Origin of the sequence: Mesobacillus zeae (assembly GCF_003570705.1) — a bacterium.
Lineage (GTDB): Bacteria > Bacillota > Bacilli > Bacillales > Cytobacillaceae > Mesobacillus_C > Mesobacillus_C zeae.
Window position 1 is genome coordinate 22750 of record NZ_QWVT01000039.1, and the last position, 22358, is coordinate 45107.

27 protein-coding genes and 3 pseudogenes are annotated in these 22358 nt (G+C 42.1%); 23 read left to right on the top strand and 7 right to left on the bottom strand.

Translation table 11 applies throughout. The features are described 5' to 3' along the window. Positions 1-2 precede the first annotated feature (2 nt). The 13 genes from D1970_RS19345 to D1970_RS19405 all read left to right on the top strand — a co-directional run bounded on the left by D1970_RS19345 (position 3) and on the right by D1970_RS19405 (position 12674). Entirely contained in the window at positions 3-1349 is a 1347-nt protein-coding gene (locus D1970_RS19345) for a sigma-54-dependent transcriptional regulator (protein ID WP_119114498.1), read from the top strand. 266 nt (positions 1350-1615) lie between these two features. After that, the gene (tatA, locus tag D1970_RS19350) at positions 1616-1807 is read left to right on the top strand and encodes a twin-arginine translocase TatA/TatE family subunit (protein WP_119114499.1); all 192 of its coding nucleotides are present in this window, start codon (positions 1616-1618) and stop codon (positions 1805-1807) included. 31 nt (positions 1808-1838) lie between these two features. Further along, a complete protein-coding gene (locus D1970_RS19355; protein WP_119114500.1) occupies positions 1839-2732 on the top strand; it encodes a 4Fe-4S dicluster domain-containing protein in 894 nt (297 codons plus the stop codon). Positions 2733-2745: 13 nt separating this feature from the next. Next, positions 2746-4020 carry an NrfD/PsrC family molybdoenzyme membrane anchor subunit gene (gene nrfD / locus D1970_RS19360; RefSeq protein WP_119114501.1) on the top strand — a complete coding sequence of 425 codons (1275 nt, stop codon included), beginning with the start codon at positions 2746-2748 and terminating at the stop codon, positions 4018-4020. Continuing rightward, on the top strand, positions 4010-7111 hold the full coding sequence (locus D1970_RS19365; protein WP_119114502.1) for a molybdopterin-dependent oxidoreductase: 3102 nt from the start codon (positions 4010-4012) through the stop codon (positions 7109-7111). The genes nrfD and D1970_RS19365 overlap by 11 nt, the downstream gene beginning before the upstream one ends. A gap of 66 nt (positions 7112-7177) precedes the next feature. After that, the gene (locus D1970_RS19370) at positions 7178-7768 is read left to right on the top strand and encodes a molecular chaperone TorD family protein (protein WP_119114503.1); all 591 of its coding nucleotides are present in this window, start codon (positions 7178-7180) and stop codon (positions 7766-7768) included. A gap of 335 nt (positions 7769-8103) precedes the next feature. Beyond that, entirely contained in the window at positions 8104-9489 is a 1386-nt protein-coding gene (locus D1970_RS19375; protein ID WP_119114504.1) for an MBL fold metallo-hydrolase, read from the top strand. 127 nt (positions 9490-9616) lie between these two features. After that, on the top strand, positions 9617-9880 hold the full coding sequence (locus D1970_RS19380; RefSeq protein WP_119114505.1) for a metal-sensitive transcriptional regulator: 264 nt from the start codon (positions 9617-9619) through the stop codon (positions 9878-9880). An 82-nt stretch (positions 9881-9962) separates the two neighbouring features. Further along, positions 9963-10325, top strand: a complete 363-nt coding sequence (locus D1970_RS19385) for a rhodanese-like domain-containing protein (RefSeq protein ID WP_119114506.1) — start codon at positions 9963-9965, stop codon at positions 10323-10325. A gap of 16 nt (positions 10326-10341) precedes the next feature. Continuing rightward, positions 10342-10638, top strand: coding sequence for a rhodanese-like domain-containing protein (locus D1970_RS19390; RefSeq protein WP_119114507.1), 297 nt, complete (start codon positions 10342-10344; stop codon positions 10636-10638). Positions 10639-10939: 301 nt separating this feature from the next. After that, positions 10940-11320, top strand: coding sequence for a YidH family protein (locus D1970_RS19395; protein WP_119114508.1), 381 nt, complete (start codon positions 10940-10942; stop codon positions 11318-11320). An 82-nt stretch (positions 11321-11402) separates the two neighbouring features. Further along, positions 11403-11888, top strand: a complete 486-nt coding sequence (locus D1970_RS19400) for a GNAT family N-acetyltransferase (RefSeq protein WP_246370344.1) — start codon at positions 11403-11405, stop codon at positions 11886-11888. Positions 11889-12116: 228 nt separating this feature from the next. Then, positions 12117-12674: an isochorismatase family protein gene (locus tag D1970_RS19405; protein WP_119114509.1), complete on the top strand. Its 558-nt coding sequence runs from the start codon at positions 12117-12119 to the stop codon at positions 12672-12674. 374 nt (positions 12675-13048) lie between these two features. Here D1970_RS19405 and D1970_RS19410 read toward each other — a convergent pair. After that, positions 13049-13318, bottom strand: a pseudogene (locus D1970_RS19410) (hypothetical protein); the annotation flags it as partial. A 226-nt stretch (positions 13319-13544) separates the two neighbouring features. On the opposite strand from D1970_RS19410, the gene D1970_RS19415 reads away from it, so the two are divergent. The 7 genes and pseudogenes from D1970_RS19415 to D1970_RS19445 all read left to right on the top strand — a co-directional run bounded on the left by D1970_RS19415 (position 13545) and on the right by D1970_RS19445 (position 17465). Then, complete coding sequence (locus tag D1970_RS19415; RefSeq protein WP_119114510.1) at positions 13545-13742, top strand: cupredoxin domain-containing protein; 198 nt, start codon at positions 13545-13547, stop codon at positions 13740-13742. A gap of 330 nt (positions 13743-14072) precedes the next feature. After that, entirely contained in the window at positions 14073-14393 is a 321-nt protein-coding gene (locus tag D1970_RS19420; protein WP_018768018.1) for a PadR family transcriptional regulator, read from the top strand. A 71-nt stretch (positions 14394-14464) separates the two neighbouring features. Then, on the top strand, positions 14465-14806 hold the full coding sequence (locus D1970_RS19425; RefSeq protein WP_119114511.1) for a DUF1048 domain-containing protein: 342 nt from the start codon (positions 14465-14467) through the stop codon (positions 14804-14806). A gap of 142 nt (positions 14807-14948) precedes the next feature. Continuing rightward, complete coding sequence (locus D1970_RS19430; protein ID WP_119114512.1) at positions 14949-15710, top strand: ABC transporter ATP-binding protein; 762 nt, start codon at positions 14949-14951, stop codon at positions 15708-15710. A 1-nt stretch (position 15711) separates the two neighbouring features. After that, complete coding sequence (locus D1970_RS19435) at positions 15712-16461, top strand: ABC transporter permease (RefSeq protein ID WP_119114513.1); 750 nt, start codon at positions 15712-15714, stop codon at positions 16459-16461. Positions 16462-16588: 127 nt separating this feature from the next. Further along, positions 16589-16813 (top strand): annotated as a pseudogene (locus tag D1970_RS19440) (GNAT family N-acetyltransferase); the annotation flags it as partial. Positions 16814-16835: 22 nt separating this feature from the next. After that, positions 16836-17465: an FMN-binding negative transcriptional regulator gene (locus D1970_RS19445; protein ID WP_119114514.1), complete on the top strand. Its 630-nt coding sequence runs from the start codon at positions 16836-16838 to the stop codon at positions 17463-17465. Between the two features lie 200 nt (positions 17466-17665). Here D1970_RS19445 and D1970_RS19455 read toward each other — a convergent pair. The 3 genes and pseudogenes from D1970_RS19455 to D1970_RS19465 form a co-directional block, all read right to left on the bottom strand. Next, positions 17666-18007 (bottom strand): annotated as a pseudogene (locus tag D1970_RS19455) (DUF5692 family protein); the annotation flags it as partial. A 204-nt stretch (positions 18008-18211) separates the two neighbouring features. Then, a complete protein-coding gene (locus D1970_RS19460) occupies positions 18212-18406 on the bottom strand; it encodes a DUF3986 family protein (RefSeq protein WP_259339721.1) in 195 nt (64 codons plus the stop codon). Positions 18407-18424: 18 nt separating this feature from the next. Continuing rightward, positions 18425-18832 (bottom strand): carboxymuconolactone decarboxylase family protein, encoded by a 408-nt coding sequence (locus D1970_RS19465; protein ID WP_119114516.1) that lies wholly within the window; start codon positions 18830-18832, stop codon positions 18425-18427. Between the two features lie 121 nt (positions 18833-18953). On the opposite strand from D1970_RS19465, the gene D1970_RS19470 reads away from it, so the two are divergent. Further along, positions 18954-19403 (top strand): Lrp/AsnC family transcriptional regulator, encoded by a 450-nt coding sequence (locus D1970_RS19470; protein ID WP_119114517.1) that lies wholly within the window; start codon positions 18954-18956, stop codon positions 19401-19403. A 102-nt stretch (positions 19404-19505) separates the two neighbouring features. Here the strand turns inward: D1970_RS19470 and D1970_RS19475 are convergent, their stop codons facing one another. Together D1970_RS19475 and D1970_RS19480 are read right to left on the bottom strand one after the other, a co-directional pair. Then, on the bottom strand, positions 19506-20087 hold the full coding sequence (locus D1970_RS19475; protein ID WP_119114518.1) for an LOG family protein: 582 nt from the start codon (positions 20085-20087) through the stop codon (positions 19506-19508). A 118-nt stretch (positions 20088-20205) separates the two neighbouring features. Then, positions 20206-20571 carry a YusW family protein gene (locus tag D1970_RS19480; RefSeq protein WP_181213486.1) on the bottom strand — a complete coding sequence of 122 codons (366 nt, stop codon included), beginning with the start codon at positions 20569-20571 and terminating at the stop codon, positions 20206-20208. A gap of 296 nt (positions 20572-20867) precedes the next feature. Between D1970_RS19480 and D1970_RS19485 the strand changes: the two genes are divergently transcribed. Together D1970_RS19485 and D1970_RS19490 are read left to right on the top strand one after the other, a co-directional pair. Further along, positions 20868-21251 carry a GntR family transcriptional regulator gene (locus D1970_RS19485; RefSeq protein ID WP_119114520.1) on the top strand — a complete coding sequence of 128 codons (384 nt, stop codon included), beginning with the start codon at positions 20868-20870 and terminating at the stop codon, positions 21249-21251. Next, positions 21248-22114, top strand: coding sequence for an ABC transporter ATP-binding protein (locus tag D1970_RS19490; protein ID WP_119114521.1), 867 nt, complete (start codon positions 21248-21250; stop codon positions 22112-22114). The genes D1970_RS19485 and D1970_RS19490 overlap by 4 nt, the downstream gene beginning before the upstream one ends. Before the next feature lie 42 nt (positions 22115-22156). On the opposite strand, the gene D1970_RS22630 is transcribed toward D1970_RS19490, so the two are convergent. Beyond that, positions 22157-22358 (bottom strand): hypothetical protein (locus tag D1970_RS22630; protein ID WP_220453206.1); only part of this gene is annotated, 202 nt, incomplete at its 5' end.

Consider the following 22358-nt stretch of genomic DNA (forward strand, 5'->3'; position numbering starts at 1 on the left):
GTATGGGAAGTGTAAGGCTTTTGGTTGTAGACGATGAAAAGGATCTGCTTGAACTGCTGGGAAAAAGGCTGCAGCGCAAAGGTTTCAAAGTCGATGTTGCCAGTACGGCTGAAGAAGCAATAGGTCTCTTGAACAGTGAGGAATATGACGTTGGGGTCTACGATATCAGGCTGCCTGGCATGGACGGAATCTCATTGTTAAAAGAAACGAAATCAATTCAGGTCGACATGGAAGTCATTATGCTGACAGGACATGGCACCATTGATACGGCTATTGAAGCAATGAAGGTGGGAGCATTTGACTATCTCACTAAACCTTATAATCTATCAGAACTGGAATTGACCATTGCTAAGTCCTCGGAAAACAAACTTTTAAAAGAAAAAAATGAAACAATGAAGAAGATTATCCGGAAACACGATGAATTCAAAATCATTGGAGAAAGCCCCAAATTAAAAGACATGCTTCAAATAACGAGAAGGGTAGCGCCAAGCGAAGTTCCAGTCCTGATTGATGGGGAAAGCGGAACAGGAAAAGAACTGGTTGCCAAAGCGCTTCATTATTGGAGTCAAAGAGCGGGCGAGCCATTTGTCCCTGTCAATTCTGCGGCACTGCCAGAACAACTTTTGGAAAGCGAATTATTTGGCCATATTCAGGGAGCCTTCACGGGTGCAAACAAGGAAAAGAAAGGCCTCGTGGAAGCCGCTAAAGGAGGCACTTTGTTTCTTGACGAAATTGGTGAGATGTCCCTGGCCGTCCAGGTAAAATTGTTAAGGTTCCTTGAAACTGGTGAGTTTCGCCGGATCGGGGATGTCCGAGTCCGGCAAGCAGATGTCAGGGTAGTTGCAGCAACAAACAGGGATATGGAAAAAGAGGTGGCGCAAGGGCGGTTTAGGGAAGATCTTTACTACAGGCTAAATGTGGTGAAAATTACCGTTCCGCCGCTAAGGGAGCGAAAAGAAGATCTTCCTTTATTGGTCCAATACTTTATGGGGAGGACAAAAGCTCCTGAAAAAAAACTATCAGCCGACGCAGCAGCAGCTCTCTCTCGGTATGACTTTCCGGGAAACGTCAGGGAACTCGGCCACCTGCTTGAAAGAGGCGCCCTCTTTTCAAGAGGAGAAATCATAGAACAAGGAGACTTATTTTTACTAGTTGCAGGAAGAGAAGCGGATTTGAAAAATGATGGTGAATCCGCGGACAGCCACAAGACTCTTGAACAGCTGGAAAAAGAACATATAGAGAAAAGCTTGGAGAAACTTAACTGGAATAAAACTAAGACTGCCGAGGTACTGGGGATCAGCCTACGCAATCTTTACCGTAAAATAGAACAGTTTAACCTTCAGAAATGATAGGATAGTGCCATTTTGTCATTGTGCCAAAATGGCACACTGGTTAATATGACAAAATGACAAAAAATGTGATGGACGATGGAGGCACACTCTCTCGTTCATCGCTTTTTTTGTTCACAGAACTGTAAAAACCTCTTGCAAACCTTGCTAGATCTAACTTTGCTCGACTCAGCCAGGAAGAAATGAAGCTGCCCAGTTGGAAAAGAAAAAAAGTGGCACGCAACATGCATCTATAAAAGTATCAAAGCTCAGAAAGGGTGGTAGAGATGTTAACCAATATCGGGATTCCAGGGCTCATTCTTGTACTAGTTCTTGCACTCATTATTTTTGGCCCTAAAAAGCTTCCGGAAATCGGCAAGGCTGTGGGACAGACATTAAAGGAGTTCAAAAAGTCTGCAAGAGAACTTGCAAGCGATCACGAACATGATTCAAAAGCGAACGATCCTGAAAAGGTTTAGGCAGTAAATTGAAAAGATGAGGTGAAAACGCATGGCACTATTTTCGAACAATGAAAACAAACCGAAGGATTATGAGAAAATGTTGGACCACATTTTGCCCGACCCGAAAACGGAACTTGACGATTCACCGTATAGTACTGGGCTTGGGATGAATATGGCAAGGGATGCACGAAAAGTCATCAACGGGAAAATGAAAATTGATGAGTTCCACAAGGTCTATTCAAGCTCCCTGACTAAGGAATTTGGAAACAGCTACGCTGGGGGGGAAACTGAAAATAAGAAAAAAGGAGACGGACCGAAATGGGTGATGGTCATTGACCTTAGGAAATGTGTGGGCTGCGATACATGTACGGTTAGCTGTAAAGCGGAGAACCGGACACCGCCCGGGATATCCTACAATGTAGTGATGGAATCGCTTGAAGGCGATTTCCCTAATATTAAGGCGGTGAACCTTCCGAGGCCATGCATGCAATGTGACAAACCAGCATGCGCACAAGTTTGTCCGACTAGGGCTACTTACAAGATGGAAAATGGTATCGTCGCTGTGGACCATGACCGCTGTATTGGCTGTAGGTATTGCATTGTGGCTTGCCCGTATGGTGCGCGTTCATATGATTTTGGGGATAGCTACGAACAGGAAATGATCGGCTACAACGATGTGACAAGCCCGGAATATGGGAAGGAAAGAGGTCCTCGTGAAAAAGGAAAGACGCCGATCGGAACTGTGCGAAAGTGCAGTTTTTGTTTTCATCGCCTGCAACGGGGCGAAGAGCCGGCGTGTGTGGAAACGTGTATAGGGGATGCACGCTTTTTCGGAGATATCAATGACCCGAACAGTACCGTTTCGAAACTCGCTTCAAGTCCAAGAGCCTTTCGCCTGAAGGAAGAGCTAGGGACGCAGCCAAGTGTCATTTATTTGAGATAGGGAGGGCTATTTTATGGGCAACCTTGCCATGAATGCTAAACATGAGATCAAGCCAGGAACTTCCAGTACCTTGAAGCTATGGATTTTTGCATTACTGGCTGCTTTTATGGTTGGCGGTTATTTTATCATTGAAAGATTATTCACCGGTTTGTCTGCGACAAATCTTTCAAGCATTACACCATGGGGAGCATGGATCGCTTTTTACATCTTTTTCGTAGGCTTAAGCGCAGGTTCCTTTCTATTGTCGACTCTGATCTACGTATTCGGAATGGAAGAATACGAACGGATCGGTAAGGCAGCGCTTTTTACCGCTATTGTCTGCATGATTGTAGCGTTGACTTTCGTGCTCATGGATCTTGGCAGGCCTGAACGTTTGCTGAATGCAATCATTTACTGGAACGTCACATCACCGCTTGCATGGGAGGTCCACTTTTATCTTGTCTATATTGTGTTGCTAACGGCTGAGCTTTATATCGCGATGAGGGAAGATCTCGTCAGGGCCGCTAAAAAAAATTCGATGAAAGGAATTGTAGCAAGGCTTATCACGTTTAAGAATTCCACCATAAATGCTGCAACGAAGAAGCGTGATCACACTTTGATGAAGGTGCTTGGAACACTGGGCATACCGATTGCGATTCTTGGCGTGCATGGAGGTACTGGGACGATTTTCGCTTTGGTTAAAGCGCGACCAGGCTGGAACACTGCGTTGTTTCCAATCATATTTGTTATTTCCGCAATGGTCTCGGGTACCGCACTACTGCTGGCGATGTATATCATCAAGAAAAAAGCCGCAAAGCAGCCGATCGATAAAGAAATGGTCCAGTCACTATCAAAGATGATGGCGGGATTCCTGATCATCGACCTTGGACTACAATTTTATGAATACCTTGTAGGTTGGTACGGGCTTGAGACTGAGCACCTTGATACTCTAGCGACCATGATGGCAAGCGACGTTTCCTGGTCCTTCTGGGGAGTTCAAATGTTTTTTGGAGCGTTCATCCCCCTTATAATCGTCTTCTGGAAAAAAACAAACCAGAATATCAATGCATTGCTTGCTGCCGCAGTGTTAATCGTAATTGGGATCATTGGCGTCCGATTTAATATTGTGGTTCCGCCTTTGGTCGTCCCTGTTTTCCATGAATTGCCGTGGGGGCAATATTTCCCTTCTGTCAAAGAGTGGATGGTCAGCATTGGCGTAGTGGCGATGGGATTGCTGATCTATACGTTTGGTGAAATGATTCTTCCAATTGAAGATATTTCTGACGAGGTGAATGAACATGCAAAATAAACCTATGAAACGGCGTGGATTTTTAAAAGCCCTGGGTACATTGGGGGCAGTCGCGTTTGTGGGTCCTGCTTTTATCGGACCTGTAAAACAGATAATGGATGGTGTCTGGATTGATGTGGCTCATGGGGCAGGTACGGATTATCAGGATTACTCAGCCGAAAATGTGATTTTTACATCGTGTCAGCAATGTAACACCTCTTGTACTATTAAAGCCTATATCACGGCAGGAAGCGCTGCTGGAGCCTATTCCTCCATCGTTAGGAAAATCGCCGGAAACCAGTACAGTCCCATGAACATGATTCCTTATGGACACATCAACTACGATACGCCAGTCGCGGTAGCAGTTAAAGGGACAGGGGATGTGGCCAAAACCGGGCGCGGTAACAGGGGCGGCCGTACTTGCCTAAAAGGACAGGCTGGTATCCAAACAAACTATGATGCTTTTAGGATTCAGCATCCGTTAAGGCGGGTCGGGGAACGGGGAAGCGGAATGTGGAAGACAATTACTTGGGAAGAAGCCTATAAAGAAATCTTAGAAGGAAACTCTACACTCGGCACACCTGGTTTGAAGGCAATTTGGAAGTACGCACCTGAAGCGGCAGTCATGGGAGATTGGGAAAAAGTAAAAGCAGGCGAAATGCCAAAAACGGAATTTAATAAAAAGTATGATGAGGTATTAATTGATACGGATCATCCTGACTTAGGACCGAAAGCCAACCAGATTGCCATCATGGCAGGACACCGCCGTGAATTCATTGAGCGCCTTGCCATGGGAAGTATTGGAACCGCGAACTTTTATGATCACGGAGGCTACTGCGGAATCACTAGTGTGATGGGGAACTCAAGGTCCCATGATTCGGAAAAACCTAAGAAAAGGATGGTCCCAGACTATGACAATGCAGAGTTTGTCATCATCTGGGGCACCAATCCTATGGTGGCAAACCGCGGACCGACAGTATTTGCACCACAAATCACAAACGCTATCGAACGAGGAATGAAAGTCGTGGTTATCGATCCACGCTACAGCAAGACCGCTGAAAAGGCGGATCTTTGGGTGCCAGTCAAGCCTGGTGGGGATGGGGCACTTGCGATGGCGATGTGTCGGTGGATTTTAGAAAACAACCGCCATGACGAGATTTATTTATCCAATCCAAGCAAAAATGCAGCCGAACTTGATGGTGAAACAACATGGAGCGACGCCTCTTTCCTTGTCAACGTTAGTGACAAGAAACGCCCTTTCCTCCGGGCTAGTGACCTAGGCATCGGGAATCAAGAAGAATTCATAGTCCTGGAAAACGGTAAACCAACTGTCAGCGCTAAGGCATTGTCGGGAGAACTTAGTGTAGATACAACGATTAATGGTTTTAAAGTAAAATCCGTTTTTAAGATTTTCCAAGAAAAAGTGATGGAAAAGACAATGGAAGAGTACGCAAAAATGGCTGGTGTTCCTACAGATGTTATGATCAAGATCGCCCGCGACTTCACTTCTCACGGCAAGAAGGTGGGAATTCATGCATACCGGGGCCCCGCAATGCATGCTAACGGCTATTACAGCGTAAGGGCGATCAATATGCTTAACCATCTTGTCGGGAACCATGACTGGAAAGGCGGTGATACGGTACTGAATGCAAAGTTTGCTGCAACAGAGGGTCGGTACGATCTCCTCACAGTCCCGAATGCAAACGTTGCCTGGGGAATTCCGGTTACCCGGCATAAAATTCCATACGAAAAAACCTCTTTCTTTGAAAAAGACGGTTATCCAGCAAAACGTCCGTGGTACCCGCTTGGAAATAAATTAATCAATGATGTGCTGCCAAGCTCAGCCGAAGGTTATCCCTATAAGATCAGGGCACTTCTTATTAACCGGACATCTCCTGTTATGTCAGGTCCTCGTTCAGATATGCAGGCGAAGTTTATTCGTGATCCAAAAGTCGTTGAATTAGTCGTTTCTTCCGATGTGGTGATCGGCGAAACAACAAAGTATGCGGATTTTGTTCTCCCAGATCTTTCTTATCTGGAAAGCTGGAATTCAGAAGACATTTTTCCTATTTTAAAATACAAGTTTGCAGGTGTGATCCAGCCTGTTACCAGGATTGTTCCAGATGCACGCCAGACAGAACAAGTCTACATTGATCTCCTAAAAGAAATGGGGCTTCCAGGTGTCGGTGAAAAGGGATTTATCGACGGTTTTGATTTGAACACACCGGAAGACTACTATTTGAAACGAGTGGCCAATATCGCGTTTGACGGACTGAAGCCTGTTAAAAATGCCAACGCGGAGGAACTCGCGATTTTTGAAAAAGCGAGAAAAAACGCACTGGGAAAATACTTTGACATTGCAAGCCTGAAGAATGCTGTAAAGGAAGAAGAATGGAAAAAGGTTGTATACGTATTAAATCGGGGAGGACGTTTTGAACCTGTTGGAGATGAATATCTCGGGAACAAGCTGAAGTATCAGTGGGCCAAGCAAGTATATTTTTATGATGAGAAAGCAGCGGGTTTTAAAAGTGCATATAGTGGAACGTTTTTTGAAGGAGTTCCGGTAGCTGAAGAAATCAAAACGTATGACGGTAAGGTGTATAAACCAGATAAGCCGCTGCAATTCATCAATTGGAAATCAAGGAACATGGCAACACACCGTACGGAAGGGAGTGCCTGGCTGAGGGAAATACGGTCTGAGAATTACTTATGGATCAATCCTTCTGATGCGAAAAAGAAAGGCGTCTCGACGGATGATGATATTTATATCGTATCCAATAATCACAAAGAAAAAGGAAAAGCGTATGTCACTCCTGGAATTAGGCCAGGTGTGGTTGGAGCCAACTTCAGCTTTGGCCATGATGCCTATGGATCTAAGGATGTGAAGATTGACGGCAAAACGCTGAAAGCATCTGGGGGATACGGTCATACCGGATATGAATTCAATCAGCCGCTACACGAGGAATCCGGCTATTCACAACCGAGAGGGAAAGGATTTTCGGTGAATGCACTTACAGACAAGGACAGCAGCTATTTTGAAGGATACCTCGCTGACCTGCTGGTCGGCGGCCCGGCACAGCAGGATGTGTTTGTTGATATCGAGAAAGCGTAAGTTTAAAAAGAGGTGTTGCCGTGTTTTCAGTAAAATGCACTTACAACGATCGAGAGGGTGAACATTATGGTGGAAGAAAGATACGGAAAACTAGCCGCTGCAAACATCCTGACAAGTATTTGGATTGGAGACTGGGAACGATATCATAAGATTTTTGAAGAAGTCTCCGATGAGGCAAAAGAAGGTCTTTATTTTCATAGATATTACAAGGGTGAAGATGTACAGTTATGGCATGATAATCATTTTTCCATACCTGGTGAACATTTTATTCCTCCCTATATTTCTTCCTATTCTTCGGGTGCTGATCATGAAGACAGCAGGAGAAATGATTTACTATGTCTTGTTGGGCTATATGAGAAAATGCAATTCTATTATCCGCTTGAAATCAACATGTATCCTGACCACTTTGGCTGTCTGACGGCATTTTTGGGTGCGTTGCTCCAAGAGGAAATCAAAGCTGAGGAAGCGGGGGAAAAAGAGTATTTGGAAAAGCTTGAAAACATGGAAGAAGAGTTTGTCCAAAAATATCTTAAGCCTGTGCTTCCGTCGCTGTTAAAGCTGACAGACCTTAGAGTAAAGCATCTGTTTTTTCGCGAGTTCCTAAAATTTTATGAGGAATTCGTCGAGCTGGCAGGTCATACAACTGCTGTTCGGTGACATGATTGACGTGTGCTCATATCAATAATTAGTTAGGAAAAGGCATTCCAAGGCGGATGCCTTTTTTAGATGTAAGGGTTTTATAAAGGAAACCTTTATATTAAATCAGAACACTGACCGTCAATGATTTTTTAAAAACAAAAGGGTTGAAAAATATTCTGAAAGATTATATAGTATGTTCAAGGTTCAATATACCCTATTGGGTATAAAAATCCGTTGCTTCACTAAATTATTTAACGAAGAAGAAAACACCATCTGCCACTAAGTACTGAAAGGCAGGTAATAAAAAATGTTCATAAAGGCATTCAGCCGATAAAATTTTGGGAGGAAATAGAATGTATTTTAAATCTTTTTACGATGAACAGCTCGCGCATATGTCTTATCTCGTTGGCTGCCAAAGAACAGGGGAAGCAATTGTCATTGATCCGGCGAGGAATATTGAGCCATACCTGGAGACGGCCAAAAAGGAAAACCTGTACATTACAGCAGCAACGGAAACTCATATTCATGCAGACTATCTTTCAGGCGCAAGGGAGCTTGCCTACCAGCTTGGGGCCAAGCTTTACGTGTCCGACGAAGGGGACGGGAACTGGAAGTATCTTTATTTGTCCGGCTACGACCATGAGCTGTTGAAAGAAGGTTCCGTGTTCTCAGTTGGAAATGTTGATTTCGAAGTTATCCACACGCCAGGACATACGCCAGAGAGTATCTCCTTCCTTCTGACTGACAAGGGTGGAGGTGCGAATGAGCCGATGGGGATTTTTACCGGCGACTTTATTTTTGTCGGTGATATAGGCCGTCCGGATTTACTTGAAAAAGCAGCGGGTGCAGTTGGAACAGCCCAAAGTGGCGCAAAGCAGATGTTCCAGTCACTTAAGAAAATGGATGACCTGCCTGACTTTTTACAGGTATGGCCGGCGCACGGAGCGGGAAGCGCGTGTGGCAAATCTTTAGGTGCGGTTCCGGCAACAACCCTCGGCTATGAAAAAAGATTCAATTGGGCATTTCAGATTAAAGACGAAGAGCTGTTTATTGAAGAACTGCTCAAAGGCCAGCCTGAGCCGCCAAAGTATTTTGAGATGATGAAAAAGCTGAACAAAACCGGACCCGAGCTGTTAAAGCGGGGAAAAACACCAAAAGCAGCTTTTCCTGTCAACGGAGATTCCGTAATCGTGGATACAAGGCCGGCTGAGGAGTTTGCTGTTGCACACGTCAATGGATCGCTTAATCTACCTTACAATCGCTCATTTCCAAATTGGGCCGGCTGGCTGTTGAGCTATGAGGAAGATATTGTCCTGATTACAACCGAACAGGAATTGCCACTTGTGAAAAAATCATTGGAGTCTATCGGCCTGGATCAGGTTGTCAGCTTTATTGAGCCCGATGAACTTGCTGATGAGCTAATACAGTACGAGTCGATATCACCAATAGAGGCAAAAAAAATGCTTGAAAATGAACAGTATTATTTGCTCGACATCCGCAATCAAAGTGAATGGGATAACGGCCACATTCCAGGCGCCCATCATATTATGCTCGGAACTCTTGCGGATAGGCTGGAATTTATTCCTAGAGACAAGACAATCATTGTACAATGCCAATCAGGCGCACGCTCTGCAATTGGAACGAGCCTGCTGCAGGCAAAAGGTTTTGATGCTCTCGTTAACCTTTCTGGCGGTTATTCAGCGTGGGAAAATGAAGGACTCCCTGTGAAAAGTGAGTAATGGCGGCACCCCTGCTTCAAGCAGGGGGTCATTCTTAACAAAGTTATTACGCAAGCAGATTGACCATTATACCCCGTGTGGTATAATGAGTTGGGAAATAGCATATTCCCAGTAGGAGGCTGGCAAGGTGGAATACGATGATCGAATTAAGAACAGGGTTAAGCGCATTGAAGGGCAGGTAAGAGGGGTACTTCGGATGATGGAAGAGAATAAAGACTGCAAGGATTTAATCACACAGTTATCTGCAGTTAGGTCTGCAGTCGACAGATCGATCGGAGTCATCGTAAGTTCGAATTTAATGGATTGTATGTTAAATGCCAAATCGAACGGAGATCCTAGTGAAGATGAACAATTGAAGGAAGCCGTCAACCTGCTTGTAAAAAGCAAATAATATAACCTATAAAAATACAGTTTTATTTTTTGGATTATTTTATACCCTAGCAGGTAAAAAGTCTTGAGAGGTGCATAAATAAATGGAATTTATGACGTATATGCTGCTGGCATTGGGAGCTCTGTTATTTATACGGAGAATGATGCCTGCTAAAGGAATCAGGAATATTTCAACAGAGCAGCTTAAAGCTGAGTTGAAAGACAAGAACAAGCAGTTTGTCGATGTGCGCACGCCTGGTGAGTTTAAAGGGAACCATATTAGAGGATTTAAAAATATACCGCTTCATCAGCTGGCGGCAAAAGCAGCAAGCCTTTTGAAAGACAAGGAAATCGTTGTCATTTGCCAAAGCGGTATGAGAAGCCAAAAAGCAAGCCGGGAATTGAAAAAACTAGGATTTGAACAGATTACAAATGTTAAAGGCGGAGTAAGCGCCTGGAGACCTTAAGGAGGAACGGATATAGTTGAAACAGTTTACAGCAAAAGAAGTTGAAAATTTATTAAAAAAAGGCAAAGCCTTAAATGTGATAGATGTCCGTGAAACGGATGAAGTGGCAGCCGGTAAAATTCAAGGGGCTGTTAATATCCCGCTTGGCCTGCTGGAATTTCGGATGAATGAATTGGACAAATCAAAAGAATATATCATGGTATGCCGTTCAGGCGGCAGAAGTGGGCGTGCGACACAATTTCTAAACAGCTATGGATATAAGACAATCAATATGGCTGGCGGAATGATTGCATGGGAAGGATCTGTGGATTAATAAGAAAGAACGCTTTTAACTTTTTTGAAATAGGTGATCATAAGGGAGGATAAACAACGTCAAGACTGCCGCTCAGGCTCCTGAGGAATGAAACCTCAAACCCCTGGCAAGAAAGGCCTTCCGCCGATATGACCTGGGGTATGGGTCTGGCTCCTGGCAGGAGTCATTATGCTGATAGCGAAATTGTTTTAACAAACGGGGGCTGAGAATCAGCTCCTTTTGTTGTGTAAGTCCTATGGGAAAAGTGTTGCATCAGTTATGATTTTATGTTTTTAATGGATGCAGGGAAAGGAGTGGTCAAATGGGCGGAGTAAAGAGAGAAAAAATCAGCGTGACCGAGGATTCAAAATACATTCAGCAGCATCTTGCAAACGAACGGACATACCTCGCCTGGATTCGGACCGCGATTGCAATCATCGGAGTCGGATTCCTCGTCACAAACCTTCATTATAATATGAAAGAATCCCTGTCGGAAGTCGTGGACTTTATCGCCAATATTATCGGCATTGCTTCTGTCGGCCTAGGCATCATCACCATCATTATTGCCACCATCGTTTATTTGAAGAAAATCTCCAGCATCAATCACCAAACATTTATTTCATCAAAAGTTTCGATTATCACATTAAGTGTCTTTATCATCTTAATCGCCGTCTTGTTCGGGGCTTATTTTATTCTTGCTTGAGGCGGTTCGATTTTTTCTCTTAAGTTTGTAAAAGCAGTGAAACGACTCATTCTATGAAGTAAACAGACTCCAAACATCTTCAATGAGAGGAGCGGTACCCCTGGAATTCCTGCAAATTAAACTCCCGAAACACCGTCACCACGCAGTTGCTTTTCGCCGCGACTCGTTCATTGCCAGCTTTGGAAGCGATCAAGATTTTGGTGCTGAGGACGAGTACCTAAATTGGCTGAAAGAACAGTGTGAATTATTCCCGAGCGGCTTTGTCCTAGTATATGAAAACGGAATACCCATAGGCCAGCTCGAACTGACTTTACGAGAATTCGAAGGTAAGAAGGTTGGCTATGTGAACCTGTATTACCTGATTCCAGAAAAAAGAGGGCTAGGAATTGGCCAGATGCTACACCGGTACGCACTTGAGTTTTTTAAACAAAATCACATGAAGGAATACCATCTTCGAGTCTCACCCTCTAACGAAAAAGCGATGTCTTTCTACATGAAAAATGGGATGAAAAAAATACGGTCAGAGTTGGAGGGTAAGGTGATCAGGATGTCGGGGTATATAGAATGAAGGAAGATGATTAGGAAAGGACTTCTCGTAGGTCCTTTTTTCTGTTTATCCACTATTATCATATGAAGCAGTGAAATCCGTTCAATTAAGGTGCACTGTTTTTTAAATTTGTATAATATCGGGAGAAAACGTTTATGGTCTTTTTTAAGAATTCAAGTTTTTAAATAAAGGTTTTATTGCGATGGTGTTGAAATAAAAACATTAGGATATTACAAAGGAGGAGTTAGGGTGAATCAAGCCTTGCTTGTAGTTGATGCCCAACAGGAATTAATGGAAGGCGGAACGGAAGAGAAAGGTGTTTTTGAGAAAAAGGGACTAATAGAAACCATTAATGTTGTTGTTGAAAAGGCCATAAAAGCCAATGCAAACATCATTTTTATGAGAGATCTGGATGTTTCAAATGGAGAAGGACCTGGGTTTCAAATACACAAGAATATTAACGTACCTGCCACAGCCATAATTTTTGATAAATTAGCAACCAATTCATTTTATAAGACACCATTGAACACCTATTTAAATGATAACAAGATAGCACATCTTGTCATAATGGGATGTAAAACAGAATATTGTATTGATACAGCGGTCAGGACGGCAACCGTAAATCATTACGATGTGACATTGGTCGGAGATGGACATTCTACTTCAGATTCAGAAATATTATCTGCCGAAAAAATTATACAGCACCATAATGCAACCCTTCATGGACACTATAATGTAGACAATTTTTCCATGGTCAGAAGGTCGGATGAAGATTTGTTCAACCCTATTCACGATAGTTATCGATAAATATAATTATGTTTCGTTATTATACTAACTGGTTCCATTTAAGTCCGGTTAAATGACTTTGCAGAAAATCAAAATATAGAAATATATAGAAAACGGGTTTTGGTATATGGAATGTTACCATGCTCTCAAGATATAAAGTGTGGATTTGAAATAAAGTCACGAAGTTTATAAAAAAGATGCGATGTTTTGAATAAAGACGAGATGTTTATAAAAAAGTTACGATGTTTTACCCCTTTGGATATTTTTGTCTGAAGGGGTGTTTTTATGACTAAAAGAAAAAGAACATCTGAATAAAAGGTGGATTAAGGAATTATTGAGTGACATAGAGTTGTTCCGTTAAAGGGCCATATTGTTGAGTAATCTAAATGGAGAATGAACCCTAAAACAGCCCCATCATCTAACGCATTCTTAATGGTATAAGTGTATAAAACTTCTCCATATTGATCACGAGTGGTCCGAGCTAATTTGCCTTTAGCTTGTTTTTTATTTTCATTAAATATCGGTGTACCTGTAAAATCAAATCATGTAGAGTTTGGAAAGAATCCCTTAATCACTTCCATCCCTTCTGCACTTATCGCACGATAGTATTCATCTACGACAAACACAATATATTGCCCCATTAGTTTTTTAAAGCGCTGAGTGCCTAATACTTGGCAAGAAGAAGTTTACCGATAAGGTCTTGGCTGTCGGAGCTATGCTGGTGGTCATCTTGGGGGTAAGCATGTTCAACTGCGGTCTGGGGCTTTCTAGAATCGCTTTATTTACGCCGTCCAGCGTAGTAGTTGCCCAGATCAGCGATGACGCCCAGCATGTGAAGACTCATTTGGAACCGTTCACATACGAGACCATTGTGCTCGAAGTGGGCACACGATGGTGTGGAACGTGCAGGCGACTCCCGAACATTTGAATGGCTGCAACAACCGCCTCTTTTTAAATGAGTATGGGATTGAGAAGTCACTGGAAGTAGAAGAAAACCTCATCGTTTTCACACCAGAGAAACCGGGAACCTACATGTACAGCTGTTGGATGGGAATGATCCACGGTGTAATCATTGTGAAAGAAGCATAGGAGGAAGTAAAAGCTCCATAAAGAAACTCGGCTGTATCCAATGGGGATAGCTGGTTTTAAAAATATTTAGAAAATCCAGTTGACAATCCGTCTACTACGTATTACGATATACCTGTAATATGTCACACTGGATACCGACATCACTGAATAGTGAGGTTGCAAAAATATTTTTAAGAAAAATATTTGACCACCCCTACTACTCGGTGATACAATGTACACGTAATAAGCAATACTTAATAGCGTGATTTTCCAAAAGCTATTAAGTAAAAATTCCCCTTAGGACTAAGTTATACTGAATATAAGTCAGACGAAATAGAGGAGGCTCTGAACATGGAAAATTTAACTGAAATGCTGAAGGGTTCGCTGGAAGGCTGCGTGCTGGAAATCATCAGCCGCCATGAAACCTATGGCTACGAGATTACCCGCCGCCTGAACGAGCTTGGGTTTACCGAAGTCGTGGAAGGAACGGTCTACACCATCCTCGTGCGATTAGAAAAGAAAAAACTGGTGAACATGGAAAAGAAACCGTCAGATATGGGGCCGCCCCGCAAGTTTTACTCACTTAATGAGGCTGGCCGCCAGGAACTTGAATTGTTTTGGAAAAAATGGGATTTTGTATCATCAAAAATCAACGTCTTAAAGTCAATCTAGCTTCATAAGATATTCCGTCCGATATTTTTGGAGTGTCTTGTTCAGCTTTATAAAAAAGGAGGAAAAATAACATGATGGAAATGTTCAAAAAAATGATTGGTGATAAAAAAGAGTACAAAATGAATATGGCACGGGTTGAAGCCCTGCCAGAGGATTACCAGTTTGTATTTAAGAAAATTCAAAACTACATGTGGAATTTCTCAGCGGGCAGCGGGATGGATATGCTGCACATGCAGTATGAATTAATCGAGTTGTTCGAAGCCGGTGCGGCCGAAGGCAGACAAGTGCTGGAAATCACTGGGGACGACGTGGCGTCCTTTGCCGACGAACTAGTAGCAAACGCTAAAACCTATGTCGCCAAGTATCGTGAAGATTTGAATCAGAGTATCATGGAGCGATTGGGAAAAAAATAAATTCAATAGATAATACCGACTGAATAGCTGGTTACAAATGTGAATTGCCACCTTTACTATTCAGTTATATTTTTAACCTGGTAATAAGTTATACAGATTATCAGTCAGACTAAATAGCGCTTTTTATAAGGAGGAAAAAAGTATGAGCAATGCATCGATTTCTGTAAAAGGGTTAAAAAAATCCTTTAAAGACAAGGAAGTCTTAAAGGGGGTGGATTTTGAGGTGCGGCGTGGCGAAATTTTCGCTCTGCTGGGCTCAAATGGAGCGGGTAAGACGACGACGGTCAACATCCTCTCGACGCTGATGAAGCCTGATGGCGGCGAAATAGGTATTTGCGGCTATGACGTTCAGCGTCAACCGGATCATATTCGCCAGAGCATCAGTCTGACAGGGCAGTTCGCAGCTTTAGACGGCATGCACACAGGAAGGGAAAACCTGGTGATGATCGCCAAGTTGCGGGGAGTTTCCAATCCCGCTCAAGTTGCCGACAATCTGCTTGCAAAATTCAGCCTGACCGATGCGGCCAACCGCCGGGCTGACCAATATTCCGGCGGGATGAAGCGCCGGCTTGACATCGCCATGAGCCTGATCGGGACGCCGGCAGTCATTTTTCTCGACGAACCGACGACAGGTCTTGACCCTGAAGCGCGGCTTGAAGTCTGGGATACCGTCAAAGAGCTTGCCGGCAGCGGCACGACCATCTTGCTGACGACCCAGCACTTGGAGGAAGCCGAACAACTGGCGGACCGTATCGCCATCCTGCATGGCGGAAAAATCATCACGACCGGTACCCTTACCGAACTCAAAGAGATGTTCCCGCCAGCGAAAGTGGAGTATATCGAGAAGCAGCCGACATTAGAGGAAATTTTCCTTGCTATCATCGGCAAAAAGGAGGAAATGTAAAATGAAAAGCAGAACAGGGGTATTACTAGGGCGTTTAATGCGCAACATCATGCGCAGCCCGGATACGATTATTACGGTGGCGATTACGCCGATTGCGATGATGCTGCTGTTTGTCTACGTATTTGGCGGCGCCATAAAGACAGGAACGGAAAACTACGTCAATTATTTATTGCCGGGAATCTTGCTGATGGCTATCGCATCCGGAATCTCTTACACTGCCTTTCGGCTGTTTGGGGATGTAAAGAGCGGGCTGATGGCGCGTTTCATTACCATGCCGATCAAGCGCTCATCGATATTGTGGGCTCATGTGTTGACATCGCTTGTTTCTAATGGGCTTACTGTCGTGGTGGTTATCCTCGTCGCGCTCATAATGGGTTTCCGTTCCAGCGCTGGTATCCTGGAATGGCTCGCGGTAGCTGGAATACTCGGGCTGTTTACGCTGGCACTGACATGGCTGGCGGTCATTCCCGGTTTGAAAGCGAAGTCTATGGAAGGGGCGACAGCCTTCTCGTACCCGCTGATTTTCCTGCCGTTTATCAGCTCGGCCTTTGTCCCAACCGAAACCATGCCTAAAATTGTCCGTGCGTTCGCTGAGAATCAGCCCGTGACTTCAATCGTGAATGCCATTCGTGCTCTCTTGTATGGAGGGACTGTTGGCAACGATATCTGGGTCGCGCTTGCCTGGTGCGTCGGCATCATGGTCATCACTTACTTCTTCGCCATTAAAGCATTTAAACGCCAGTTAGGGTAAGTAAACAAACCATTATGGGATTAGCCATATCGATAGGTGGTAATGACGGATTGGTGTAGTTTTATAAAAAAGATTGATAATTTAAAACAAAGTTCGATTATTTAAAATAAAGATTGATAATTTATGCAAGAACAAATTTCAAAAACATGGGCTTGGTAAATATCTGTTAAATAAAACTATGGAAATCGCGCTGGAATGTAATAAAAAGAAAATCTGGTTAGGTGTATGGGAAAAGAATGAAAATGCTATTGCTTTTTATAAGAAAATGGGGTTTGTTCAAACTGGAGCCCACTCTTTTTATATGGGTGATGAAGAACAAATTGACTTTATAATGACCAAAACACTCATATAACTTTTTTGAAAAGGGGATTATTATGTATATTCCAAAATATTTTAAGATCACAAATGTTGATGAAATTTGGGGTTTTGTTCAAAAAAACTCTTTTGGCACGATTGTCACAACAGAACAAGGGAAACCAATTGCCACTCATTTGCCTTTGGGGTTAAATAAAAAAGGTGATGATTACTATATTACTGGACATATGGCTTATGGGAATCCTCAGTGGAGAACATTTGAAACCTGTGAAGATGTGCTTATTATGTTTCAGGGATCACACGCTTACATCTCTTCGTCTTGGTATGGGCATGAAGAAGTTCCAACATGGAATTATCAAGCCGTCCATGTATATGGTAAAGCAAGCATTTTAGAGAAAGATGAATTAATAGAAGAATTAACAACAATGCTGAAAAAATATGAAGAAGATCGGGAAAATCCAGTTTTATGGGATAAACTTTCTCCTGATCTTTTAGAAAGAGAATTGAAAGGTATAGTTGGATTTAAGATTAAGGTGGGAGAAATTCAGGCTGCATATAAATTAAGCCAGAATCGAAATGAAACGGATTATATCAACATCATTGATAAATTACAAAATGAAGGAAATCCAGATTCGAAACAAATGGCAGAAATAATGGAAAAGAGATTGAAGAACATTGCACAAAAATGATCAAACTTTTTTATAAAATCGAAACATAAACCTGCTGGATAAGAATCCATTTTGATCAATCTTTTTTCAAAATGGATTCTTTTTATTTACCATAGAATGTGGGTTTGTATGATGTTTTTGATCAAACTTTATTTCTAAGCTACATAAAGCTGAGTGAAAAAGAGACAAGCCGGCGTAGCTTGTCTCTTTACAGTTCTAGCTCACGTATTTTCCTGTCCGTCTACGAGTCCGTTGGAGGAATAGTATTGGAATTCGCGGGTTACGGTTTCCAAAATATTCAGTGCTAGAATAAAAGGCGGGAACACGAGGGCCCATTTTTTATCGGGTAGGCCCGGAATGAACCTTAAAGCAAGGAAGCCTAGCGCTCCAGCAAGGGCAGAATAGACTTTCGCCCAATGGAACCATGTACCGACACTGCTGTCAGCTCCGGCTGTCTGAGGCCAGACGACAAAAGACAGAACGAGAGGAAGGGCAAGAAAGATTGCAAGTGAAAACCACTTATTGATCCTTGCCAATTCATTGACCAGTATGAGGCCTCCGAGAACTACTAAAAAGGCCTACAGCTTGATCCTAGGCTAAAGAATCCCATAAGAACATAATGATTGCCTCCTTTTCATTTGAAGTAAGTTAAACCTTTCCTTCGCATAAAGTATAGGAAATCAGTTTCACAACGAGGCAACACTTTTTTAACAATCCTGTAACATACCAGGACAATAAAAAACCGTACAGCCGTTATTCTCTCCTGATTAAATAGAAGGAAAACGTTGCTGCTTATTTTCCCAAAAAACAACCCCCTTATCATCACCTTGTAGTTTATAGGCGGTTGCTTCTAAATCAAAATGATCTTCATAGTAACCCAAGTGCAAATGTTGAGTCGAATCAAAGTCATCGGCACTCACTTCCTTTATTTTTGAATAAACGAACCATTGAAAAATAGGCACAAGCCAGCTTGATATCCGTTAAGCCTCTAATTTTATCATTGCACCAAAGTATTGTGATGCTGTGGTGAACGCAATGAAAGCGCATAGCTCGCTAATTTCCTCTTCTGTAAAAGAGTCCTTTAGCAATTCGAAAACCGAGTTTGGTATTTCTCCTTTTACCTGTAAAAATACTTCGGCGAAACCAACCGCGAAAGATGTTTTATTGTTGAATTGATCAGGCTCGGGTTTTCCTTTTGCCTTACAATACTCGCATCCGTTTTGCTGAGCCAATGTTCTTCTTACTTGTTCTTTTAATTCAGAAGAAAGCTGTCCGCTTTTTTCGAGTACTTTTCCTAAATGACTCCACCCATTGAGTAATTCTGGGTTATGCCCCAGTAGCCTTTCAAATGGTGTGGTACCTATAATTGATTCTTTGATTCTTGCCAAACATAACGCCTCCCTGTATAAATATAATATATTGTTAAAGAATAAATTTACATTTCGTTTTTAAAGAATTGTATTCTAATGATTTACGTATGAAACGAATTTCAGGAGGATTTTTGCACAAATGAAAATCGACGAGATTGATAGAAAGATTATAGATGAATTAAGTAAAGATAGTCGTTTATCCATGAGGGAGCTGGGAAGAAGAGTGAATTTGTCGTCGCCTTCGGTCACTGAAAGGGTAAGGCAGATGGAGTCATTCGGAATGATTAAAGGATATAACATCAAGGTTGATTATGAGAAATTAGGTTTACCAATTCAATGCATAATAGAAGCAACGGTTAAAAACGGGGACTATAAATCTTTTCGGAAATACATAGAGGGACTTCACAATGTGGAGTTTTGTTACCGTATTGCCGGAAACGCCTGTTATATGCTTAAATTGCAGTTTGAATCCTTTGCCAAAGCAGAAGAGTTTATCAATGCTGTCAGCCCGTTTGCTTCCACGGTTACGCATTTTATTTTTTCTGAAGTACCGACCAATCTTATGTTGAATGTGGACCGTCTAAAATAAGATGAGGGGCAGTAAACGTTCTTATTACAGGAAGGCTGTTGAAATGTTGAAATTTTGCAGGCGGCGATACTATAATCGCCGCCTGTTATACATATTAGTGGATCAAGTCTGCTCCTCCGTAATATACGTTTTTACAGTGGGTGGTACATATGTATTGAATAGATCCAGCAGTTTGCCTGGGTCTTCATCCACTATTGCCATTGACCTGTATTTTTCATTCAGGAATTCCTCATCAGTCATATGGTTAAATAGTGCGACGAGGGGATCGTAATAGCCATTGATGTTTAGGAGTCCGCATGGCTTTTGATGTAGTCCCAGCTGGGCCCAGGTAAAAATCTCGAAAAATTCTTCCAGTGTTCCCGGACCGCCCGGCAAAGCCATGAATCCTTCTGACAGTTCTTCCATCTTAGCCTTTCTTTCGTGCATGGAATCAACAATAATAAGTTCTGTCAAATTTTTATGCGAGATTTCTCTTTTATCAAGAAAACCAGGCATGACGCCAATCACTTTCCCGCCTTCATGCAGAACTGAATTTGCGACTGCACCCATAACACCGACGCTTGCGCCGCCATATACAAGCGTAATATTTCGTTGAGCCAATTCTTTCCCGAGAAGCTGTGCACTTTTAATATAAATATCCGACGCCCCGTTACTCGATCCGCAAAATACAGCCAAAGATTTCACCTTAACTCCTCCTATTGTAGTTACTATTTAATAAGTATATAAAACTTTCTGTACTTTGTTAAATGATGGGCAGAGAGAAAAAAAGAAGCCGCTCATGTGAGAGCAGCTCTGCCGCAGTTTATCTGCGATATTCTTTTTCTGTTCCGTTAGCATAAGTGATCTCCACTTCAACCGACTTTGCATCCGCAGGCACGCTGAAGGCTTTTTCCACTTCTTCGAGTACTTCTGCATCAGGAGTCATTTCATCGAATATAAAGTCTTTAAACTTCTTGTCAAGCTCTTTCATCGCCTCGTCACCATTCAGGTTAATATTTTGCTCCTTATCTTGAATTGAGGCCTCGGTTGTTTTTTTCTCCACATCATAGCCTGCATCAATCGCGTCATTTGTGTCAGAAAGGTCAACGTCCAGGCCGAAATCGGTGAATTTATATTCTGCCTTTGCCTGTTCGTCCGTCTTCGGCGCCTCTTTTGGAGGGTTCTTCACTTCCTCTTTGTCTGAACAGCCTGCCAAGCGATAGCCAGAACGAAAAAACAAGGAGGAAGATACTATGAAAAAGCCTCTATTAGTCTCTCCGGGAAACTTGTTCATGAATCAGTTGGGGGAAAGACGATTTACCAAAAATAATATTGTCAGTTTTAATGCCGATTTTTGAAGGGAATTTTCAAAATTGGCTTTTCTTCATTGATAAAAAAGTTCAAAAATTAACCGAATGATGATTGTGTTTGCTGTTAATAGTGTGTATTATATACATATACAGTCAAAAAGAGAGAGGTGATTCAATGAAAATAATTATTAAAAATGTGTCTAATAAGCCTCTTTATCAACAAATAAAGGAACAAATCAAATCGGCAATTCTGCGCCAGGAAATAAAAGAAGGTGAACAGCTTCCCTCAATTCGCTCGTTAGCCACTGATTTACATGTCAGTGTCCTTACGACAAAGAGAGTGTACGAAGAACTGGAGAAGGAAGGATTTATCGTTACACAAGTAGGAAAGGGCTCTTTTGTAGCACCAGAAAATTTTGATATGTTGATGGAATCAAAAAAACAAATGGTTGAGCAAAAACTGACTGAAGCATGGCAAATGGCAACCAACCTAGGAATTACCAAGAAAGAGCTTTATTCAATGATGGATATACTTTTTGAAGAGGAGGAAGAGAGTTGAACTCACTGCTGGAAGTAAAAGAATTAAAAAAGAAGCTCGGCGGTTTTCATATTGAACATATGAACTTTACTTTAGAAGAGGGATGTATAACGGGACTAATTGGAGTGAATGGATCTGGAAAAACAACTACAATAAAAACACTTCTTGGTTTGTATTTAAAAGATGGTGGCACTATTACTTTTCACGGAAAAGAAATCGATACAAACGAAGGAATGGTAAAAAATCGTATAGGTGTAGTGTTGGATGAAGGGTACTTTTACGAGGAATTGACACTGAAGGAAATGAAAAGTGTGATCGCGCCTGCTTATTCTAACTGGGATGAATTGGCTTTTATAAACTATATAAATCGATTTAATTTAAAGCTGGAACAAAAAATTGCTGATTTATCAAAAGGAATGCGGATGAAGTTTGCTATTGCACTCGCGCTTTCCCACCATGCAGATTTATTGATCATGGACGAACCGACAAGCGGCCTTGATCCATTAATTAGAAACGAATTGATGGAAATACTTTTGGAATTTATGCAAGAGGAAGGAAAAAGCGTATTCTTTTCGACACATATTACATCTGATTTGGACAAAGTAGCGGACATTCTTATCTTGATTGATAATGGGAAAATCTTATTAAATGAAAGTAAAGATGAATTGTTGGATCGGCATGCTCTCGTTAAAGGTGATCATAGCCTCTTAAACGAATACACAAGAGAACTATTTATCAGCTTGCAGGAAACCCCCTTTGGATTCGAAGGTATCACAGATAAGAAAGAGATTTTATGTGAACAAATGAGCAATGTGGTCGTGGAGAGGCCATCCATAGAAAATGTAATGCTTGCGTATGTGGGAGGGGACAGACATGATTTTTAATCTTGTTAAAAAAGATTTCTTGTTAGCAAAGAAGAATTTGGTTTACATGATTATTTTTGCGGTCATTGCCCCAATACTAATCTTTTCAAAATTAGGGATAAGTGATTTCGGGAGCTTTATCAGCTTTCTTATTACTATTATATTTGTTGAATATATATTGTTCAATATGGTTTCGATGTCTGAAAATAAATATAAAGGGACTGCACTATTAGGGAGCGTCAATAATTTTGTGTAAATGACGAAA

What these genes read in the sequence shown, in the direction of transcription:
- D1970_RS19485 (WP_119114520.1), top strand. Translation starts at nt 20,868, where the DNA reads ATGAAAATAATTATTAAAAATGTGTCTAATAAGCCTCTTTATCAACAA.
- D1970_RS19355 (WP_119114500.1), top strand. Translation starts at nt 1,839, where the DNA reads ATGGCACTATTTTCGAACAATGAAAACAAACCGAAGGATTATGAGAAA.
- D1970_RS19420 (WP_018768018.1), top strand. Translation starts at nt 14,073, where the DNA reads ATGGAAAATTTAACTGAAATGCTGAAGGGTTCGCTGGAAGGCTGCGTG.
- D1970_RS19385 (WP_119114506.1), top strand. Translation starts at nt 9,963, where the DNA reads ATGGAATTTATGACGTATATGCTGCTGGCATTGGGAGCTCTGTTATTT.
- D1970_RS19375 (WP_119114504.1), top strand. Translation starts at nt 8,104, where the DNA reads ATGTATTTTAAATCTTTTTACGATGAACAGCTCGCGCATATGTCTTAT.
- D1970_RS19435 (WP_119114513.1), top strand. Translation starts at nt 15,712, where the DNA reads ATGAAAAGCAGAACAGGGGTATTACTAGGGCGTTTAATGCGCAACATC.
- D1970_RS19370 (WP_119114503.1), top strand. Translation starts at nt 7,178, where the DNA reads ATGGTGGAAGAAAGATACGGAAAACTAGCCGCTGCAAACATCCTGACA.
- D1970_RS19445 (WP_119114514.1), top strand. Translation starts at nt 16,836, where the DNA reads ATGTATATTCCAAAATATTTTAAGATCACAAATGTTGATGAAATTTGG.
- tatA (WP_119114499.1), top strand. Translation starts at nt 1,616, where the DNA reads ATGTTAACCAATATCGGGATTCCAGGGCTCATTCTTGTACTAGTTCTT.
- D1970_RS19365 (WP_119114502.1), top strand. Translation starts at nt 4,010, where the DNA reads ATGCAAAATAAACCTATGAAACGGCGTGGATTTTTAAAAGCCCTGGGT.
- D1970_RS19415 (WP_119114510.1), top strand. Translation starts at nt 13,545, where the DNA reads ATGGTGTGGAACGTGCAGGCGACTCCCGAACATTTGAATGGCTGCAAC.
- D1970_RS19400 (WP_246370344.1), top strand. Translation starts at nt 11,403, where the DNA reads ATGAGAGGAGCGGTACCCCTGGAATTCCTGCAAATTAAACTCCCGAAA.
- D1970_RS19395 (WP_119114508.1), top strand. Translation starts at nt 10,940, where the DNA reads ATGGGCGGAGTAAAGAGAGAAAAAATCAGCGTGACCGAGGATTCAAAA.
- D1970_RS19425 (WP_119114511.1), top strand. Translation starts at nt 14,465, where the DNA reads ATGATGGAAATGTTCAAAAAAATGATTGGTGATAAAAAAGAGTACAAA.
- nrfD (WP_119114501.1), top strand. Translation starts at nt 2,746, where the DNA reads ATGGGCAACCTTGCCATGAATGCTAAACATGAGATCAAGCCAGGAACT.
- D1970_RS19470 (WP_119114517.1), top strand. Translation starts at nt 18,954, where the DNA reads ATGAAAATCGACGAGATTGATAGAAAGATTATAGATGAATTAAGTAAA.
- D1970_RS19430 (WP_119114512.1), top strand. Translation starts at nt 14,949, where the DNA reads ATGAGCAATGCATCGATTTCTGTAAAAGGGTTAAAAAAATCCTTTAAA.
- D1970_RS19345 (WP_119114498.1), top strand. Translation starts at nt 3, where the DNA reads ATGGGAAGTGTAAGGCTTTTGGTTGTAGACGATGAAAAGGATCTGCTT.